Here is an 18549-nt window from a genome sequence, read left to right as displayed (position 1 = left end):
TCCTATGTGGTCTGGAGATCGGTCCGGGCGATGCGCGCGGCGCGCTCCCGCGCCTCAGCATCGGCCCCAAGGACCGCGTCGAGGCCCGGGATGTCAACCCGCAGGGCGCCCGCGCGCGACATCGTGTCCAGCACCCGCTCGACCACCTGCGCCATCTGCAAAAAGCCGATGCGCCGGTCGAGGAAGGAGTCGAGCGCGGCCTCCTTGGCGGCGTTGAAGGCCGCCCCGGCGAGGCCGCCCTCGTCCATCACCCGCCGCGCCAGTCGCAGCGCCGGATAGCGCGCCTCGTCCGGCGCCCGGAAGGTCATGGAGCCGGTAGCGGCGAGGTCGAGCCGCGCCACGGGCAGGTCGCGTCGCTCGGGCCAATTCAGCGCGTAGCCGATGGCATGGCGCATGTCGGGCGCGCCCATATGGGCCATCAGCGCGCCGTCGTTGAAGCCCACCAGCGCGTGGATCAGGCTTTCGGGATGGATCACCACCTCGACCTGATCGGGGGAGAGGCCGAACAGCTCGCGCGCCTCGATGACCTCCAGCGCCTTGTTGAACATCGAGGCGCTGTCGATGGTGATGCGCTGCCCCATCGACCAGTTGGGATGCGTCGCCGCCTGTTCGGGCGTGGCCGCGGCCAGCCGCTCCAGCGGCCAGTCGCGGAAGGCGCCGCCCGAGGCGGTGAGGATCACCCGTTCGACCGCGGCGCGGTCCTCGCCCACGAGCGCTTGGAACACGGCGGAATGCTCGCTGTCCACGGGCAGCAAAGTCGCGCCGTGGGCACGCGCCGCCTCGAGCACCAGAGGCCCGGCGGCGACCATGGTTTCCTTGTTGGCCAGCGCCAGCGTCGCACCCTGCCGGATCGCCGCAAGGCCCGGCACGAGACCCGCCGCGCCGACGATCGCGGACATCACCCAGTCCGCCTGCATCCGCGCCGCCTCGGCCACGGCGGCATCGCCCGCGGCCACCTCGATGCCGGTGCCCGAGAGCCGCTCGGCCAGCTCGGCCCGGCAGTCATCATGGCAGGTGACGGCGAGACCGGGGCGCAGGCGCTTCGCCTGTTCGGCCAGAAGCGCGACGTTGCGCCCGCCCGTGAGGGCGACCACCTCGAAGCGCTCGGGCGCGGCCTCGATCAATTCGACGGTCTGGCAGCCGATCGAGCCGGTGGCGCCGAGAATGCTGACGCGTTTCAAAAATGCACCCCGGGAATGAAGCCCAGAGCCGCGACCAGCAGCATGAAGAGCGAGGCCCCGAGCATCGCGTCGAAGCGATCGAAGAGACCGCCATGGCCGGGGATCAGCGCCGAGCTGTCCTTGACCTTCATGCGCCGCTTCAGCGCGCTTTCGGCGATGTCACCCATCTGCGAGGCGAAGCTCAGCAGCATCGAGATCCAGATCAGGTGCCATGGGCTGTGGGTCATCAACGCGAAGCCGAAGCCGACGAGACCGGCCGCGAGCCAGCCCGCGGACGTGCCCGACCAGGTCTTCTTGGGGCTGACCTTGGGCCAGAATTTCGGCCCGCCCAGCGCCCGGCCGGCGACATAGCCGAACACGTCGGTGAAGATCACCACGAGGATCAGCCAGAGCAGCCACTGGAACCCGTATTCGGCCCGGAACGTGACGAGACCCCAGCCCGCCACCTCGATGCCCAGCGCGAAGGCGAAGAAGGTGCCACGTTCGCGGCGCAGCATCGCCGCCCCGGCGATCGGCGCCACCAGAAACAGCAGCAGCACCCAGTTGCCGTCGCCCGAGAGCTGACCCGACAGCACCGAGGCGCAGAGCGCCGCGAGCAGCATGCCGGGCGTCGGCTTGCCCGGCTCGATCATCATCCAGAGTTCCCAGACCATCACCGCCGTGACGAAGACGGTCAGCATCTGGAACCAGACGCCGCCCATCATCACCGCGAGCGCGCCCAGCACCGCCATGCCGGCGCCGGAGGCCATCCGCACGCCCAGATCGCTCCAGCGGCCCGGATCGGCCAGCGCCGCCGTCACCGCGACGCCCTCCTTGTCTCCCCCCTCGGCCATGTCAGGCCTTGACGGCGCCGAAGCGGCGGTCGCGATGGGCGTAGCTCGCGCAGACCCGCGCGAACTCCTCAGGCGTGAAATCGGGCCAGAGCGTGTCGACGAACTCGTATTCCGCATATGCCGACTGCCACAGCAGGAAGTTCGATATCCGGGCCTCGCCGGAGGTACGGATCACGAGATCGGGGTCGGGCAGCACATGGGTGTCGAGAAAGCGCGACAGCGTCTCGGCGTCGACATCCTTGTGAGTGAGCCGCCCCTGTTCGATCTCGTAGGCGAGCCGCTTGGCGGCGCGGGTCACCTCGTCGCGGCCGCCATAGTTCAGCGCCACTGTGAGATGCACGAGGTCGTTGTGGCTGGTGATCAGCTCCAGCTCGTCCATCATCGCGACAAGCTTTTCGTCGAGACGGATCCGGTCACCGATGAAGCGCACCCTCACGCCCTGGCTCAGAAGCGCCCGCGCCTCGCGCACGATGTAACGCCGGAACAGTGCCATCAGCCCCGAGACCTCGGTCTGGGTGCGCTTCCAGTTCTCGGTCGAGAAGGCGAAGATCGTCAGATACTTGACCCCGAGATCGGGGCAGGCCTCGACGATGTCGCGGACCCGGCGTGCCCCGGCCTGATGGCCGAACAGCCGCGGTCGGCCACGGCTCTGGGCCCAGCGCCCATTGCCGTCCATGATGATCGCGACATGCTCGGGGCCGCCCTTCGGTGTCTTGTCTTGCGCGTCGGCAGCCATGACGGCCTCCCTGCAACTGGTGAGGCGCGAGCCTCAGACCTGCATGATCTCGGCCTGCTTGGTCTCGAGCTGCTGGTCGACCAGCTTGATGTAGCGATCGGTCAGTTCCTGGACCTCCTGCTCCCAGAACTTCTGGTCATCCTCGGAGAGGCCGTCATTCTTGGCCTTCTTGATCTGGTCCATGCCGTCGCGGCGCAGGTTGCGGATCGCGACGCGGGCATGCTCGGCATACTGGCCGGCCACCTTGGTCAGCTGGGTCCGGCGCTCCTCGTTCAGCTCGGGGATCGGCAGCATGATGATGGTGCCGTTGAGCTGCGGGTTGATGCCGAGCCCGCTTTCGCGGATCGCCTTTTCGACCTTGCCCACGAGCGCCTTGTCCCAGACGTTGATCGTCACCATCCGCGGCTCGGGCACGTTGACGGTGCCGACCTGGTTGATCGGGGTCATGCTGCCATAGGCATCGACCATCACCGGCTCGAGCATCGAGGCCGAGGCACGGCCCGTCCTGAGCGAGGCGAATTCGGTGCGCAGCGAGGCGATCGCGCCGTCCATGCGGCGCTGGAGGTCGTCGGTATCGAGTTCGAAATCGTCTGCCATCGGTCTCTTCTTGTCTTTTGAGGGCGAGCTGTTGGCGCCGGTGATAGCGTCAACAGCCTGCGCATTCCAGAACACTTTGCCCGGTGCTAGCCGCGTCCCGTGTCAGTCACGGGGCGGAACCGGGGAGAGTTTCGCTCAGCCATGCACCCGGGTCGAGGTCCCCTCGCCCGCGAGAATGCCACGGAAGCCGCCGGGCTCATCGAGCGAAAAGACGATGATCGGCAGGCTGTTGTCGCGCGCCAGCGCGATGGCGCTCGCATCCATCACCCCCAGATGCTTTTGCAGCACCTCGTCATAGGTGATGGTCTCGTAGCGCTTGGCATCGTCGAATTTCTTGGGGTCCTTGTCATAGACGCCGTCCACCTTGGTGCCCTTGAAGATGGCCTCGCAGCTCATCTCGTTGGCCCGCAGCGTCGCCGCGGTATCGGTGGTGAAATAGGGGTTGCCGGTGCCGGCGGCAAAGATGCAGACGCGCTTCTTCTCGAGGTGCCGCACGGCGCGGCGCCGGATATAGGGTTCGCAGACCTGGTCCATCGGGATCGCCGAGATCACCCGGGTGAACACGCCCAGCTCCTCGAGCGCCGACTGCATCGCCAGCGCGTTCATCACCGTGGCGAGCATGCCCATGTAGTCGGCGGTGGTCCGCTCCATCCCCTGCGCCGAGCCGGACAGCCCGCGAAAGATGTTGCCGCCGCCGATCACCATGCAGATCTCGACGCCGAGATCATGCACCGACTTGACCTCGCGCGCGATGCGTTCGACGGTCGGCGGATGCAGACCGAACGCCGTGTTCCCCATCAGTGCCTCCCCCGAGATCTTCAGCATCACCCTGCGGAAGGCAGGCTTTTGGGTATCGGTCATGGGGGCTCCGTGCGTGTTTCGGGGGAAATCGGGTCGCGGCGCAAGATGGACGAAAGCAGGTCCATGTTCAATGCCATGCGGGCGGCTTCGGCGACCGGCAGCCGGGGGTGAGCGACTGGCACGAGATCGCGCGCGGCCTCGATCCCGCGCGCCCGGTGCTGATCGCCGGTCCCACCGCCTCCGGCAAGTCGGCTCTGGCGCTTGCGGTGGCGGAGACGGGGGGCGGCGTCGTCGTCAATGCCGACGCGCTGCAGGTCTATGCCGATTGGCGCGTGCTCACGGCGCGCCCCTCGCCGGATGAGGAGGCCCGCGCCCCTCATGCACTCTACGGCCATGTCGAGCGCGACCAGACCTATTCGGTCGGGCACTGGCTGCGCGACGTGGCGCCGATGCTGGGCGGTGCGCGGCCGATCATCACCGGCGGCACCGGGCTCTACTTCTCGGCGCTGACCGAGGGGCTGGCCGAGATCCCCGCGACGCCTGCCGACATCCGGACCGAGGCGAACGCCATCCCCCTGCCCGACCTCGTGGCCGGGCTCGATGCGGCCAGCGCCGCGCGGATCGACCTTCTGAACCGTGCCCGGGTTCAGCGCGCATGGGAGGTGCTGCGCGCCACTGGGCGCGGCATCGCCGAGTGGCAGGCCGACACGCCGGCACCCTTGCTCCCGCTCGATCAGGCCCAGCCGCTGGTGCTGCGTCCCGAGCCGGCATGGCTGAATGCCCGTATCGCGCGGCGCTTCGACGCGATGCTCGAGGCGGGCGCGCTCGACGAAGCGCGGGCGGCGCTACCCCATTGGACCCCGGAGGCGCCTTGGGCGCGGGCCATCGGCGCGCCGGAGCTGATCGCGCATCTGCGCGGAGAGACCGACCTTGCCACCGCGCGGGAGGCCGCCATCATCGCGTCGCGGCAATACGCGAAGCGGCAGCGCAGCTGGTTTCGCAACCGCATGCGGGAGTGGCGCGAGATCGATCCCGTGGCACCGACCGGGTGACGCCGCCGCCACCCGCTGCGCCCATTCCTGCGACGAAGCCATCAGCGCCATACCCGATCCCCCGTTCCGGCTCATGGAGCCGTGATTTACGCGAAGGTCGCATTGACGCTTCAACCCGGCCACCCAGATCCATCTGCATGTCTCGTCGCCCGAGCGACGCGAAAGCCGGGTCCGGAAGGGACCCGCGACTGCGGCCGTCGACGCGCCGCTCAAGAGGGAGACGCAGATGACGATCCACCACAACCCGCGGGGCACGGTGCATCCCGCCGCCAAGATGTACGCCGCCGAGCACGAGGCGGGGCAGCTGTCGCGCCGCGAATTCATGACCCGCGCCACCGCGCTGGGCCTCAGCTCCTCCGCCGCCTTCGGCCTGATCGGCCTGCCAGTTCCCGTCCGCGCCGAAAGCCACGCCCAGATGGGCGGCACGCTACGCATGGAGATGGAAACCAAGGCGATGAAGGATCCGCGCCTCGCGGATTGGGGCGAAATCCACAATTTCTACCGCGGCTGGCTCGACTATCTCGCTCAATACGAGGCCGATGGCTCGATCACGCCGATGCTGCTCGAAAGCTGGGAGGCGAATGACGACGCCACGCAGTTCACGCTCAAGGTCCGGTCCGGTGTGACCTGGAACAACGGCGATCCGTTCACCGCCGAGGACGTGGCCCGTAACATCGCCTTGTGGTGCGACGGTACGGTCGAGGGCAACTCCATGGCCAGCCGCATGATCCAGCTGGTCGACCCCGAGACCAACATGGCTCGCGAAGGCGCGATCGAGGTGATCGACGACCTCACGGTCCGGCTCAACCTCGCGGCGCCCGACATCACCGTGATCGTCTCGATGGCCGATTACCCGGCAGCCATCGTGCATTCGAGCTTCGACGGCGGCGACCCGTCGGAGAACCCGATCGGCACCGGCCCCTACCTGCCCGTGGTCAACGAGGTCGGGGTGCGGCAGGTACTGGAGCGCAACCCCGACCATACGTGGTGGGGCACCGAGGTGTTCGGTGGCCCCTATCTCGACCGGATCGAATACATCGACTACGGCACCGACCCCGCGGCCAAGGTCGCGGCGGCTGAATCGGGCGAGATCGACATCACCTACGAGACGACGGGCGATTTCATCGACATCTTCGACGCGATCGGCTGGCAGAAATCCGAGGTGGTGACGGCCTCGACGATCGTGGTGCGCTTCAACCAGGACAGCCCGCCCTTCGACAATCGCGACGTGCGCCGCGCCTTGCAGATGGCGGTCGACAACGAGATCGTGCTGGAACTTGGCTATAGCGGGCGCGGCGAGGTGGCCGAGAACCACCATGTCTGCCCGATCCACCCCGAATACGCGCAGGTCGACGGACCGGCATACGACCCTGCGGCCGCCAAGGCGATGCTGGACGAGGCCGGCTTCGGCGACGAGACCTTCGAGCTGATCTCGCTCGACGATGCCTGGCAGGCATCGACCTGCGACGCGGTGGCGGCGCAGCTGCGCGATGCCGGCATCGACGTGCAGCGCCGGGTGATGCCCGGCTCGACCTTCTGGAATGGCTGGCTGGAATATCCCTTTTCGGCGACCGACTGGGCGATGCGACCGCTGGGCGTGCAGGTGCTGGCGCTGGCCTACAAGTCCGGCGTGCCGTGGAACGAGACCGCCTATTCCAGCGAGGAGTTCGACGCGCTCTTGGCCGAGGCGATGTCGCTCGCCGATGTCGAGGCGCGGCGCGAGGTCATGGCCAGGATCGAGACCCTGCTGCAGGAGGACGGCGTGGTGATCCAGCCCTACTGGCGTTCGATCTTCCGCCATTACACGGACAAGGTGCAGGGCGCCGAAATGCACCCGTCCTTCGAGCACCACCATTACAGATGGTGGATCAAGGCCTGATCCCGACCTTCGGGCCGGGGCGGCACGACGCCGCCTCGGCTCACGACCCTCCGAACGGTCTTGGTCCTGCCATGGCGGCTGACCGGGAACGTCCTCTGGCCGGCGGATGTGACGCAACGGTGAATCCCCGTTTCGAATCCTCGCGTTGACACCACCACCCCTTTGCGACACCTAATGTCGCATTCAGGCCTCCGAACAGCGGTTTTGCGCAATTGTCGCGTTGACGCCGCGACCTCGCCGCACAGATGCTCATGCGAGTACCGTTGCGCAGATGACGAGGCCGGGCCCGCAAGAGGCCCGTGAAGGCGGCCATGACGCGCCGTCCAACAGGGAGATGACCATGACGATCCACGACCCCCGCCGGGCCGGACTCCACCCCGCCGCGGAGATGTATGCCGCCGAGCACCGCGCCGGCCGGTTGTCGCGCCGCGAGTTCCTGACCCGCGCCACCGCGCTGGGCGTCGGCTCCTCCGCCGCCTTCGGCCTGATCGGCCTGCCCGCCCCCGCCCGCGCCGAAAACCACATGCCGATGGGCGGCACGCTGCGCATGGAGATGGAGACCAAGGCGCTCAAGGACCCGCGCCTCGCGGATTGGAGCCAGATCGCCAACTTCTACCGCGGCTGGCTCGATTATCTCGTGCAGTACGAGGCCGATGGCTCGATCACACCGATGCTGCTCGAAAGCTGGGAAGCCAACGAGGACGCCACGCAGTTCACGCTCAAGGTGCGCCAGGGCGTGACGTGGAACAACGGCGATCCCTTCACCGCGGCCGACGTGGTGCGCAACATCACCCGCTGGTGCGACGGCACGGTCGAGGGCAACTCCATGGCCGGGCGGATGAGCCAGCTGGTCGATGCCGAGACCAACATGGCGCGCGAGGGTGCCGTCGAAGAACTCGACGAGATGACCGTGCGGCTCAACCTCGCGGCCCCGGACATCACGGTGATCGTGTCGATGGCCGATTACCCGGCCGCCATCGTGCATTCGAGCTACGAGAGCGGCGACCCGTCCGAGAACCCGATCGGCACCGGCCCCTACCTGCCCGAGGTCAACGAGGTCGGCGTGCGCCAGGTTCTGGTGCGCAACCCGGATCACCAGTGGTGGGGTACCGAGGTGTTCGGCGGGCCCTATCTCGATCGGATCGAATACATCGATTACGGCACCGACCCCGCGGCCAAGCTGGCGGCGGCGGAATCGGGCGAGATCGACATCACCTACCAGACCACCGGCGATTTCATCGACATCTTCGACGCGATCGGCTGGCAGAAGTCCGAGGTGGTGACTGCGGCGACGCTGGCGGTGCGGTTCAACCAGGACAGCGCGCCCTACGACAACAAGGACGTGCGCAACGCGCTGCAGATGGCGGTCGACAACGCGATCGTGCTGGAGCTTGGCTATAACGGGCGCGGCACGGTGGCCGAGAACCACCATGTCTGCCCGATCCACCCCGAATACGCGCAGATCGATCCGCCCGTGCATGATCCTGCCGCCGCGAAGGCGCTGCTCGACGAGGCCGGCTTCGGCAACGAGACCTTCCAGTTGATCTCGATCGACGACGCCTGGCAGGCCGCGAGCTGCGACGCGGTCGCGGCGCAGCTACGCGACGCGGGCATCCAGGTCGAGCGGCAGGTGCTGCCCGGCTCGACTTTCTGGAACGACTGGCTCGAATACCCCTTCTCGGCCACCGAGTGGAACATGCGTCCGCTCGGCGTGCAGATCCTCGGGCTCGCCTACAAGTCCGGCGTCCCGTGGAACGAGACCGCCTATTCCAGCGAGGAGTTCGACACGCTCTTGGCCGAGGCGATGTCGCTCGCCGATGTCGAGGCGCGGCGCGAGGTCATGGCCAAGATGGAGAAGCTTCTGCAGGATGACGGCGTGCTGATCCAGCCCTACTGGCGTTCGCTCTATCGCCATTACACCGACAAGGTGCAGGGCGCCGAGATGCATCCGACCTTCGAGCATCACCACTACAAGTGGGCGATCGCTTCGTGACCCGATACAGGTGCGCCCCGGCATTGGGCCGGGGCGGCCTCCCGACATTCCACCTCATGCGTACCGGACCCATGCCCGAATGATCCGATTTCTCCTGTCGCGTCTTCTGACGTTGCTGGTCACGGCGTTTGCCCTGACCTTCATCGTCTTCTTCCTGACCAATCTGGAGCCCAGCCTCGAGAAGATCGCGAAATCCGAAATCGGGACCCGCGTCTCCGATGCGGAGGTCGAGAGCTGGCTGGACCGCAACGGTTACGGCGAGCCGATGCTGGTACGCTATGGCGAATGGCTCGGCGTGGTGCCGGGCTGGACCCATACGGTCGATGGCGAGGTGGTGGCCGGGCGCTGCGAGTTGCCGGGCGGCACGGTCGAGACCAGCGCTTTCTGCGGCATCCTGCAGGGCGATTGGGGCTGGTCAACCGTGTTTCGCCGCGACGTTGCCGAGATCATCGGCCGCAGCCTCGCGCTGACCGGCAAGCTGATGTTCTGGGTGATGATGGTGATGGTCCCCGGCGCGCTGATCCTCGGCGTGCTGGCGGGGATGCGCGAGGGCTCGAAGCTCGACCGCTCGCTTTCGACCGTGTCGATCCTGACCACCGCGACGCCGGAATACGTCTCGGGCGTGGTGTTCATCGCCGTCTTCGCCTCCACGGCGGTTGGCCTGCGATGGTTCAACGGCTCGGCCACCTCCGCGATGGAGGACGCCACCTTCGAGAACTTCACCCTGCCGGTGCTGACCATCGCGCTTTATGGCATGGGCTACATCGCCCGTATGACGCGGGCCTCGATGACCGAGGTGATGACCGCGCAGTACATTCGCACCGCCCGGCTCAAGGGCGTCTCGTTCCCCAAGATCGTGCTGCGCCACGCGCTCAGGAACGCGCTGATCGCGCCCTTCACGGTGATCATGCTGCAGTTCCCGTGGCTGCTGAACGGCGTGGTGATCGTCGAGACCCTGTTCAACTACAAGGGCTTCGGCTGGACGCTGGTGCAGGCGGCCGGCAACAACGACATCGAGCTGCTGCTCGGCGTCTCGGTCGTCTCGGTGGTGGTGGTGCTTCTGACGCAGCTCATCTCCGACATCGGCTATGTCTATCTCAACCCGCGCATCCGCGTCTCGTAAGGAGGTCGGCCCATGGAACCGCTGAGCTGGACCGGCCCTTGGGGCGCCTGGTTGAATCCGCTGCTGGGACTGTCGGTCGCGGGGCTCGTGGCCGCATCGCTCCTGGCGCTCGTGCTGTCGCTGGTCAGCGCGCCGGTGCGGCGCCAGAGCCTGCCCGATGGCACGCTCGCAGCGCGCGCCGGCCTGCACGGATTGGCCGATCTCGCCGGCCGCGCCTTCTTGTGGCTCACCGCGCTGGTGCTGGCGCTCTACCTGCTGTTGCCGCTGCTTCTGCCCTATGGCGCCCTGGGCATTCTCGGCGAGATGTCGCAGCGCTTCCTGCCGGTCTGGATCGCGCTAGGCCTGACCTTCGGCCTGTCGATCGCTTTCAAACGGCGCCTCGGTCTTTATGGCAAGCTGTTCGACAGCACGATCGGCATGGCAGGATTCGCATTGGTGATGTTCTGGGTCTTCATCGCGCTCTTCGCGGGGCTGTTCGACCTGATCGCCACGCACGACCCGCTGACCGCGCTGTCGGGCATGAAGAACAAGGTTCCCGGCACGCCGCTGGCGATGGCGGGCGACGGCGTCTACCCGCATTATCTTCTGGGCGGCGACAACCTCGCGCGCGACGTGTTCTCGCGCATGGTTCATGGCTCGTGGATCGTGGTGCAGATCGCGCCGCTGGCGACGATCTTCGCCTTTCTCGTCGGCATCACGCTCGGTCTTCCGGCAGGCTTCTACGCGGGCCGCCTCGACACGGTACTGTCGTTCCTCGCCAACCTGATCCTCGCCTTCCCGGTGATCTTGCTGTTCTACCTGCTGGTCACGCCCGAAATGGTGCAGACCGGCGTGCCGGCCTACATGGCGATGGTGCTGTTCCTGTTTCCGATCGCCTTCTTCGGGGTACTGCTGAACGCGCGGCTCGCGCCGCGCCCGATGCTGCGCCTCGTCGTGCTGGCCATGCTGCTGCTGTTCGGCGGCTGGCTCTACCTCTCGATGGTGAGCCAGGACGGCACGCCGGTCGATTTCTGGCCTGACGCGCTGGACCTGTTCGACGTGCCCGGCGGCATTCTCGTGGTCTTCGTCAGCGTCGTCTTCGTCAACGCGCCCACGGTGTTCCGCATCGTCCGCGGCCTGACCATGGACATCAAGACCCGCGACTACGTCGCCGCGGCCCAGACCCGCGGCGAGAGCCCCTGGTACATCATGCTGTGGGAGATCCTGCCCAATGCGCGGGGTCCGCTGATCGTCGATTTCTGCCTGCGCATCGGCTACACGACGATCCTTCTGGGCACGCTCGGCTTCTTCGGTCTCGGCCTGCCGCCGGACAGCCCCGACTGGGGCTCGACCATCAATCTCGGTCGCCGGCTGCTGTCGATCTACCCGCATGCCGCGATGGTGCCGGCGCTGGCGCTCTTGAGCCTCGTCCTTGGCCTGAACCTTCTGGCGGACGGTCTGCGCGAGGAGAGCCTGAAGGACTGATGGCCGACTTTGTTCCCGAAATACGCCACGGGGGTCCGGGGGTGTGACACCCCCGGTCCCGCAGTTTCCGCCCGCGCGCCGGATCAGGAGTGCAAGATGACCGATACCGTGACAGATCCAGCCCTCGAGGTCGCTCCCGGCGAGCCGATCCTCGAGATCCGCAACCTGTCCATTTCCTTCTTCACCCGCACGCGCGAGATTCCGGCGGTGATGGACTTCTCCGCCACCGTCCGTGCCGGAGAGGCGCTGGGCCTCGTCGGGGAATCCGGCTGCGGCAAATCCACCGTGGCATTGGGCGTGATGCAGGATCTCGGCGTCAACGGCCGGATCACCGGCGGCTCGATCAAGTTTCGCGGCGAGGAACTGACCACGATGTCGCCCGCGCGGCTACGCGAGATCCGGGGCCGCGACATCGCGATGATCTACCAGGAACCGATGGCCTCGCTGAACCCGGCGCTCAAGATCGACCGGCAGCTCATGGAGGTGCCGATGATCCACGAGGGGATCTCGGCCGAGGAGGCGCGCGCCCGCGCGCTCGAGGTGGTGCGCGACGTGCGCCTGCCCGACCCCGAGCGCATCCTCGACAGCTACCCGCACCAGCTCTCGGGCGGCCAGCAGCAGCGCATCGTCATCGCCATGGCGCTGATGTCCAAGCCCGCGCTGCTGATCCTCGACGAGCCGACCACCGCGCTCGACGTCACCGTCGAGGCGGCGGTGATCGATCTGGTGCGCGAGTTGGGCGAGAAATACGGCACCTCGATGCTGTTCATCAGCCACAATCTCGGGCTGGTGCTGGAGACCTGCGACCGGATCTGCGTGATGTATTCGGGCGAGGCGGTCGAGCGCGGCCGTATCGGCGAGGTCTTCGACGAGATGCGCCACCCCTATACTCAGGCGCTGTTCCGGGCGATCCCCCTGCCCGGCGCCGACAAGGCGACGCGGCCGCTGATCGCCATTCCCGGCAACTTCCCCCTGCCCGACGAGCGCCCGCCGGGCTGCAATTTCGGCCCGCGCTGCGACTATTTCCAAGAGGGCCGCTGCGACGCGCAGCCGATCCCGATGGTCGAGGTGCCCGGCGACGGTCACGAAGCCCGCTGCATCCGCACCGAGGAGATCGACTGGGATGCGCCGCCGGAGGTTTCAGATCACCGCGAGAGCACGGAGATCGGCGAGGTGGTCCTCAAGGTCGATGGGCTGCAGAAATATTACCAGGTGTCGCGCCCCGGTCTTCTGGGTGGCGGCGAGGCACAGGTGGTCAAGGCCAACGAGACGCTGAGCTTCGAGGCGCATGAAAGCGAAACGCTGGCCATCGTCGGCGAATCCGGCTGCGGCAAGTCCACCTTGGCCAAGGTGCTGATGGGGCTGGAGACGGCAACGGCGGGCGGCGTCGAACTTGATGGCCGCGCCGTGGGCGACGTGCCGATCGAAAAGCGCGACACGCGCACCGTTGCCGATGTGCAGATGGTGTTCCAGAACCCGTTCGACACCCTGAACCCGTCGATGACGGTGGGGCGGCAGATCATCCGTGCGCTGGAGATCTTCGGCGTGGGCGACAGCCCGCGCGACCGCAAGCGACGGATGCTGGAGCTTCTCGATCTCGTGAAGCTGCCACGCGAATTCGCGACCCGGATGCCGCGCCAGCTCTCTGGCGGGCAGAAGCAGCGCGTCGGCATCGCCCGCGCCTTTGCAGGCGGCGCCCGGATCGTCGTGGCCGACGAGCCGGTCTCGGCGCTCGACGTTTCGGTACAGGCCGCCGTCACCGACCTGTTGATGGAGATCCAGCGCGAGCAGAAGACGACGCTGTTGTTCATCAGCCACGACCTGTCGATCGTGCGCTACCTCGCCGACCGGGTGATGGTGATGTATCTCGGCCACGTGGTCGAGATCGGCACGGCGCGCGAGGTCTTCTCGCCGCCCTACCACCCCTATACCGAGGCGCTGCTCTCGGCGGTTCCGATCGCAGACACCCATGTCGAGAAGAAGCACATCGTGCTGGAGGGCGACGTGCCCTCGGCGATGAATCCACCTTCGGGCTGCCCGTTCCAGACGCGTTGCCGCTGGAAGTCTCGGGTGCCGGGCGACCTGTGCGAACGCGAAGTGCCGCCGATGGTCGAGTTCGCGCCGGGTCACAAGGTGAAGTGCCACCTGAGCCAAGAGGAATTCGCCTCGATGGAGCCGGTGATCACGCTCGCCGAAAACTAGGTGGCGCCAATGGAACAAGCGGGCCCTGCACCCGCTTGTCCGGGCATGACACAGCAGAATCTCCAATGGGCAGTGCCCGTCATGCGCGCCGGCTATGCCGGTCGCGGTCTCATTTACCTCGTCGTGGCGGTGCTCTCGCTTCTGGCGATCTGGCGCGGATCGACGCCGGGGGGCACCGGCGAGGCTATGGCGTCGCTGGAGCGGGCCTGGTGGGGCATCGCGCTGCTGGCACTGATCGCCATCGGTCTGGCGGCCTACGGTATCTGGCGCCTCGTCGCCGCCTTCTGGGATCTCGAGGCGCATGGCAGCGAGGCCAAGGGGATCATCGCTCGGATCGGCCAGGTGGTGACCGGCTTGATCCATCTCGGCCTCGCCTTCACGGCGGCAGCGATCCTGATGCCGTCCTCCTCCGGCTCGAACGGCGGCTCCAGCCTCGACAAGTGGACCGCCAAGATCATGCAGATGCCCTTCGGCCAGTGGATCGTCGGCATCGCCGGGCTGATCGGCCTCGGCGCGGGCATCTATTACATCTGGAAGGGCGTCTCGCACAAATACATGGAGAACCTGCGCGCCAAGCCGATGACGCTGAAGCTGCAACCGGCGCTGACCACCGGTCTTGTCGCCAATGGCGCGGTGATCGCCATCGTCGGCTTCCTGCTGGCCTATGCGGCATGGACCCTGAACCCCAGCGAGGCCGGCGGTTTGGCCGAGGCCTTCGACTGGCTGCGCGAGAAGCCTTACGGAACGGTGCTCGTGACCGCTCTCGGGGTGGGTCTTCTGGGCTTCTCGCTGTTCTGCTTCGTCAACGCCGCCTACCGGATCGTGCCGAAGCTGAAGACCGACGACATGGAGACGCTGGCGCGCCGTCTCGCCTCCTAACGGCCCAGAATCGCCTTCACATAATGCTGCGTCTCGGCATAGGGCGGGACGCCGCCATATTTCTGCACGGCGCCGGGCCCGGCGTTATAGGCCGCGAGCGCGAGGCGCCAATCGCCGAAGGCGTCGTGCTGCATCCTGAGATAGCGCGCGCCGCCTTCGAGATTCTGGCGTGGATCCATCGGATCGACGCGCAAAAGCCGCGCCGTGTCGGGCATCAGTTGCGCGAGGCCCAGCGCGCCCACCCGGCTTACCGCACCGGCGTTCCAGCCGCTTTCCTGCTGCACGAGGCGCAGGAACAGATCCTCGGGGATGCGATGCTTGCGGGCCGCATCGCGGGCCAGCGTGAGATAAGGCCCGGCATAGCGGCCGGTAAAGGCCGGAGCCGCCGCGACCTGCAACTCCTGCGGTATCTCGGCACGGGGCGGCTGCAGCCGCGACGAGCTCGCATATTGCGAAGCGGCCCGGCCGTCGAGCACGTTGAGTTGCGAGGCGAAGAGGCCCGGGGCCGAGCTGGTCGAGACCCGGTCGGCCAAGGCCGGTGTTGCGCAAAAAAGGCCCAGCGCCGCCAGCGCGGCGCCCGTCAGGTAATGGTACATCGCGTCCCTCCGTTCCACCGGCTGGTTCCGGCGCTGGTGCGTTCGCTGTGCTCACGCTAGCCGGGATCGTGGCGGAAAGGGAAGCGGGAACCGGCGTTTCCCCTGTCATCCGATGCGCACGACGCATATTGTCGGCACAACGAAATACGAGATTCGACAAGGCAGGAGGCGTTATGGCCGGTTCCGTGAACAAGGTGATCCTCATCGGCAATCTGGGCCGCGACCCGGAGGTGCGGACCTTCCAGAATGGCGGCAAGGTGGTGAACCTGCGTGTCGCCACCTCCGAGACCTGGAAGGACCGCAACACCGGCGAGCGTCGCGAGCGCACCGAGTGGCATTCGGTGGCGATCTTCAACGAGCCGCTGGGCCGGATCGCCGAGCAGTATCTGCGCAAGGGCTCGACCGTCTATCTCGAGGGCCAGCTGGAAACCCGCAAGTGGCAGGACCAGCAGGGCAACGACCGCTATTCCACCGAAGTGGTGCTGCGGCCCTTCACCGGCAACCTGACCCTGCTCGGCGGCCGCGGCGATGGCGGTTCGGGCGGCGGATATGGCGGCGATGACCGGGGCGGCTATGGCGGCGGCTCGGGCGGCTATGACGACCGCGGTGGCTATGGCGACAGCAACCAGGGCGGCAGCGGCGGTGGCAGCCGCGACATCGACGACGAGATCCCGTTCTGATATCTTCCCCTAGCGACGATCAGGCGCCGCCCCTTCGGGGCGGTGTCTTTCGTTTCAGCCCAGCGCCACCGCGAGTTCGCCGGGACGGCTCAGCGTGCCGCCGCCCACCGCCGCGCGCACGCCGGTGGTGCCCGGAGCCGAGGTCGGCAACCCGCGCGCCACGCGCACGGCGAGATAGGCGAAGGCCTGCGCCTCCAGCATGTCGCCGTCGAAACCCACCGCCTCAACCGGTGCGACCGGGCAGTCGCAGCCTGCCGCGATCATCTCCATCATCACCGGGTTATGGCGCCCGCCGCCCGTCGCCAGCAGCCGTTCGACCGGTGCCGGGCACAGTTCCATGCCGCGCATCACGCCGGCGGCGACGCAGGCGGTCAGCGTGGCCGCCGCATCCGCATCCGACAGGTTGGTCACCTCGCGCGACAACCCGGCGAAGGCATCGCGGTCGAGCGATTTCGGGGCCATGCGGAAGAAATGCGGGTGCTGCAGGAAACGCTCCACGATGGCGTCCTTCACCTCGCCCTTGGCGGCCAGCGCCCCGCTCTCGTCCAAGGCCCAGCCCAGCCGCGATCGCACGAGATCGTTGATCGGCGCGTTTGCCGGGCCGGTGTCGAAGGCCAGCAGCGCGCCCTCGGCGTCGGGGCGGGCGAAGCCCGGATCGGCAAAGGTCAGGTTGCCGACACCGCCGAGATTGAGAAATGCCAGCGGCGCCTCGGCCCCCACGAATTTCGCCAGCGCGAAGTGATAGAACGGCGCCAGCGGCGCGCCCTCGCCGCCGAAGCGCACATCCGAGCTGCGGAAATCCCAGACCACGGGCACGCCCAGCGCCTCGGCGAGGATCGCGCCCGAACCGGCCTGATGCGTGCCGCGTCCCTTGGGATCATGCGCCAGCGTCTGGCCATGAAAGCCGATCAGATCGACCCCATCGAAGCCGGACAGGATCTCGGCATGGGCGGTCTCGACCACCTCCGCCGCCGCCTCGACCGCCTCGCCTTCCCACAGGCCCAGAGCGGCGCGCAGCACCTCGCGCTCGGCCTCCGAATAGGGCCGGTAGGCGCTTTCGCCGAAGCCGAAGACGGTTTCGCCATCGGTTTCGATGATGGCGGCGTCGACCCCGTCGAGTGAGGTGCCCGACATCGCGCCCAAGGCCCTGATCCTGTCGCCCGTCCCGATCCGCCGCATCGCGCTTTCCCTCGCCCCGCTTGATGCCTATAGAGTGGCGCGACCAAGAGAGGGGCACAAGACATGACCTACCACCCCAAGAGCGACTTCATGTCCGTGATGATCGAGCGCGGCTATCTGGCCGACTGCACCGATTACCAGGGCCTGGACGAGGCGCTGTCGAGGGGGGTCGTGCCCGCCTATATCGGCTATGACGCCACCGCGGCGTCGCTGCATGTGGGCCACCTGCTCAACGTGATGATGCTGCGCTGGCTGCAGAAGACCGGGCACAAGCCGATCACCCTGATGGGCGGCGGTACTACGAAGGTGGGCGATCCAAGCTTCCGCTCGGACGAACGGCCACTGCTGGGTCCGGACCAGATCGCCTCGAACATCGCCGGGATGCAGAAGGTCTTCGCGCGCTACCTCTCCTATGGCGAGGGCCCGACCGACGCGCTCATGCTCGACAACGCCGAGTGGCTCGACAACCTCAACTACCTCGAGTTCCTGCGCGACATCGGGCGGCATTTCTCGGTCAACAGGATGCTGAGCTTCGAGAGCGTGAAGTCGAGGATCGACCGCGAGCAGTCGCTGTCCTTCCTCGAATTTAACTACATGATCCTGCAGGCCTACGACTTCCTCGAGCTGAACCGCCGCTATGGCTGCGTGCTGCAGATGGGCGGCTCGGACCAGTGGGGCAACATCGTCAACGGCATCGACCTGACCCGTCGCGTACTCGACCACGAAATCTACGGTCTGACCTCGCCGCTGCTGACGACCTCGGACGGCCGCAAGATGGGCAAGAGTGCCGGTGGCGCGGTTTGGCTGAACGAGGACATGCTGAGCCCCTACGAGTTCTGGCAGTTCTGGCGCAACACCACGGATGCCGATGTCGGCCGCTTCCTCAAGCTCTACACCGAACTGCCGGTGGCGGAGTGCGAGCGCCTCGGCGCATTGTCGGGCTCCGAGATCAACGAGGCCAAGATCGTGCTGGCCGACGAGGTCACGGCGCTGCTGCATGGCCGCGACGCGGCCGAGACCGCGAAGGCCACGGCGCGCGAGGTGTTCGAGAAGGGCGGTGTAGGTGACGACCTGCCGACGCTCACCTTGACCGAAGCCGAGGTGGCCGAGGGCATCTCGGTGGTGCAGCTGATCGTGCGCGCCGGGCTCGCCGCCTCGGGCAAGGAAGCCAAGCGGCTGATCTCGGACAACGGGGCGAGGCTCGACGACGCGCCGCTGACCGATGCAGGTCTGATGATCGACCGCGCGGCGCTGACCGCGCCGATCAAGCTCTCGGCGGGCAAGAAGCGCCACGCGCTGGTGCGGCTGGGCTAAGACGACAGATCCAACATGGTGATGGCGAGGGCGGCGAAAG

Annotated in this window: 16 protein-coding genes; 9 read left to right on the top strand and 7 right to left on the bottom strand. The window is 67.2% G+C overall.

Going from position 1 to position 18549, the window contains the following annotated elements:
- Positions 1–2: 2 nt before the first annotated feature.
- From dxr to pyrH, 5 genes are all read right to left on the bottom strand, one after another.
- Positions 3–1181: a 1-deoxy-D-xylulose-5-phosphate reductoisomerase gene (gene dxr / locus O4G76_RS04950; protein WP_269396273.1), complete on the bottom strand. Its 1179-nt coding sequence runs from the start codon at positions 1179–1181 to the stop codon at positions 3–5.
- A complete protein-coding gene (locus tag O4G76_RS04945) occupies positions 1178–2014 on the bottom strand; it encodes a phosphatidate cytidylyltransferase (RefSeq protein WP_269396272.1) in 837 nt (278 codons plus the stop codon). Before O4G76_RS04945 ends, dxr begins: the two co-directional genes overlap by 4 nt.
- Before the next feature lies 1 nt (position 2015).
- On the bottom strand, positions 2016–2750 hold the full coding sequence (gene uppS, locus O4G76_RS04940) for a polyprenyl diphosphate synthase (RefSeq protein ID WP_085896658.1): 735 nt from the start codon (positions 2748–2750) through the stop codon (positions 2016–2018).
- Positions 2751–2783: 33 nt separating this feature from the next.
- On the bottom strand, positions 2784–3347 hold the full coding sequence (gene frr, locus O4G76_RS04935) for a ribosome recycling factor (protein WP_085896659.1): 564 nt from the start codon (positions 3345–3347) through the stop codon (positions 2784–2786).
- A gap of 135 nt (positions 3348–3482) precedes the next feature.
- Positions 3483–4208: a UMP kinase gene (pyrH, locus tag O4G76_RS04930; protein ID WP_085896660.1), complete on the bottom strand. Its 726-nt coding sequence runs from the start codon at positions 4206–4208 to the stop codon at positions 3483–3485.
- A 107-nt stretch (positions 4209–4315) separates the two neighbouring features.
- Here pyrH and miaA point away from each other — a divergent pair, with 107 nt between their 5' ends.
- From miaA to O4G76_RS04895, 7 genes are all read left to right on the top strand, one after another.
- On the top strand, positions 4316–5200 hold the full coding sequence (miaA, locus tag O4G76_RS04925) for a tRNA (adenosine(37)-N6)-dimethylallyltransferase MiaA (protein ID WP_269396271.1): 885 nt from the start codon (positions 4316–4318) through the stop codon (positions 5198–5200).
- A gap of 226 nt (positions 5201–5426) precedes the next feature.
- Positions 5427–7079, top strand: a complete 1653-nt coding sequence (locus O4G76_RS04920) for an ABC transporter substrate-binding protein (RefSeq protein ID WP_269396270.1) — start codon at positions 5427–5429, stop codon at positions 7077–7079.
- Between the two features lie 340 nt (positions 7080–7419).
- Positions 7420–9072: an ABC transporter substrate-binding protein gene (locus O4G76_RS04915; protein WP_269396269.1), complete on the top strand. Its 1653-nt coding sequence runs from the start codon at positions 7420–7422 to the stop codon at positions 9070–9072.
- A 79-nt stretch (positions 9073–9151) separates the two neighbouring features.
- Positions 9152–10195, top strand: a complete 1044-nt coding sequence (locus O4G76_RS04910; protein WP_269396268.1) for an ABC transporter permease — start codon at positions 9152–9154, stop codon at positions 10193–10195.
- A 12-nt stretch (positions 10196–10207) separates the two neighbouring features.
- Complete coding sequence (locus O4G76_RS04905) at positions 10208–11659, top strand: ABC transporter permease (protein ID WP_269396267.1); 1452 nt, start codon at positions 10208–10210, stop codon at positions 11657–11659.
- A 96-nt stretch (positions 11660–11755) separates the two neighbouring features.
- Positions 11756–13861: an ABC transporter ATP-binding protein gene (locus O4G76_RS04900; protein WP_269396266.1), complete on the top strand. Its 2106-nt coding sequence runs from the start codon at positions 11756–11758 to the stop codon at positions 13859–13861.
- A 45-nt stretch (positions 13862–13906) separates the two neighbouring features.
- Positions 13907–14740 carry a DUF1206 domain-containing protein gene (locus O4G76_RS04895; protein ID WP_269396265.1) on the top strand — a complete coding sequence of 278 codons (834 nt, stop codon included), beginning with the start codon at positions 13907–13909 and terminating at the stop codon, positions 14738–14740.
- Here O4G76_RS04895 and O4G76_RS04890 read toward each other — a convergent pair.
- Positions 14737–15336, bottom strand: coding sequence for a lytic transglycosylase domain-containing protein (locus O4G76_RS04890; RefSeq protein WP_269396264.1), 600 nt, complete (start codon positions 15334–15336; stop codon positions 14737–14739). The two genes, O4G76_RS04895 and O4G76_RS04890, sit on opposite strands and share 4 nt — an antisense overlap.
- 173 nt (positions 15337–15509) lie before the next feature.
- On the opposite strand from O4G76_RS04890, the gene ssb reads away from it, so the two are divergent.
- Complete coding sequence (gene ssb, locus O4G76_RS04885; protein WP_269396263.1) at positions 15510–16016, top strand: single-stranded DNA-binding protein; 507 nt, start codon at positions 15510–15512, stop codon at positions 16014–16016.
- A gap of 54 nt (positions 16017–16070) precedes the next feature.
- Here the strand turns inward: ssb and O4G76_RS04880 are convergent, their stop codons facing one another.
- Entirely contained in the window at positions 16071–17195 is a 1125-nt protein-coding gene (locus O4G76_RS04880; RefSeq protein WP_269396262.1) for an anhydro-N-acetylmuramic acid kinase, read from the bottom strand.
- A gap of 63 nt (positions 17196–17258) precedes the next feature.
- Here O4G76_RS04880 and tyrS point away from each other — a divergent pair, with 63 nt between their 5' ends.
- Positions 17259–18509, top strand: coding sequence for a tyrosine--tRNA ligase (tyrS, locus tag O4G76_RS04875; RefSeq protein WP_269396261.1), 1251 nt, complete (start codon positions 17259–17261; stop codon positions 18507–18509).
- The last annotated feature ends 40 nt before the right edge of the window (positions 18510–18549 follow it).

The organism is Limimaricola sp. G21655-S1, assembly GCF_027213785.1.
In the GTDB taxonomy this organism is placed as follows: Bacteria; Pseudomonadota; Alphaproteobacteria; order Rhodobacterales; family Rhodobacteraceae; genus Limimaricola.
The sequence above is the reverse complement of the archived record's forward strand: the minus strand, read 5'-3'. Positions and strand labels throughout refer to the sequence as shown.

What these genes read in the sequence shown, in the direction of transcription:
- O4G76_RS04895 (WP_269396265.1), top strand. Translation starts at nt 13,907, where the DNA reads ATGACACAGCAGAATCTCCAATGGGCAGTGCCCGTCATGCGCGCCGGC.
- O4G76_RS04890 (WP_269396264.1), bottom strand. Translation starts at nt 15,336, where the DNA reads ATGTACCATTACCTGACGGGCGCCGCGCTGGCGGCGCTGGGCCTTTTT.
- O4G76_RS04915 (WP_269396269.1), top strand. Translation starts at nt 7,420, where the DNA reads ATGACGATCCACGACCCCCGCCGGGCCGGACTCCACCCCGCCGCGGAG.
- uppS (WP_085896658.1), bottom strand. Translation starts at nt 2,750, where the DNA reads ATGGCTGCCGACGCGCAAGACAAGACACCGAAGGGCGGCCCCGAGCAT.
- O4G76_RS04880 (WP_269396262.1), bottom strand. Translation starts at nt 17,195, where the DNA reads ATGCGGCGGATCGGGACGGGCGACAGGATCAGGGCCTTGGGCGCGATG.
- O4G76_RS04945 (WP_269396272.1), bottom strand. Translation starts at nt 2,014, where the DNA reads ATGGCCGAGGGGGGAGACAAGGAGGGCGTCGCGGTGACGGCGGCGCTG.
- ssb (WP_269396263.1), top strand. Translation starts at nt 15,510, where the DNA reads ATGGCCGGTTCCGTGAACAAGGTGATCCTCATCGGCAATCTGGGCCGC.
- O4G76_RS04910 (WP_269396268.1), top strand. Translation starts at nt 9,152, where the DNA reads ATGATCCGATTTCTCCTGTCGCGTCTTCTGACGTTGCTGGTCACGGCG.
- O4G76_RS04905 (WP_269396267.1), top strand. Translation starts at nt 10,208, where the DNA reads ATGGAACCGCTGAGCTGGACCGGCCCTTGGGGCGCCTGGTTGAATCCG.
- frr (WP_085896659.1), bottom strand. Translation starts at nt 3,347, where the DNA reads ATGGCAGACGATTTCGAACTCGATACCGACGACCTCCAGCGCCGCATG.
- O4G76_RS04920 (WP_269396270.1), top strand. Translation starts at nt 5,427, where the DNA reads ATGACGATCCACCACAACCCGCGGGGCACGGTGCATCCCGCCGCCAAG.
- O4G76_RS04900 (WP_269396266.1), top strand. Translation starts at nt 11,756, where the DNA reads ATGACCGATACCGTGACAGATCCAGCCCTCGAGGTCGCTCCCGGCGAG.
- tyrS (WP_269396261.1), top strand. Translation starts at nt 17,259, where the DNA reads ATGACCTACCACCCCAAGAGCGACTTCATGTCCGTGATGATCGAGCGC.
- pyrH (WP_085896660.1), bottom strand. Translation starts at nt 4,208, where the DNA reads ATGACCGATACCCAAAAGCCTGCCTTCCGCAGGGTGATGCTGAAGATC.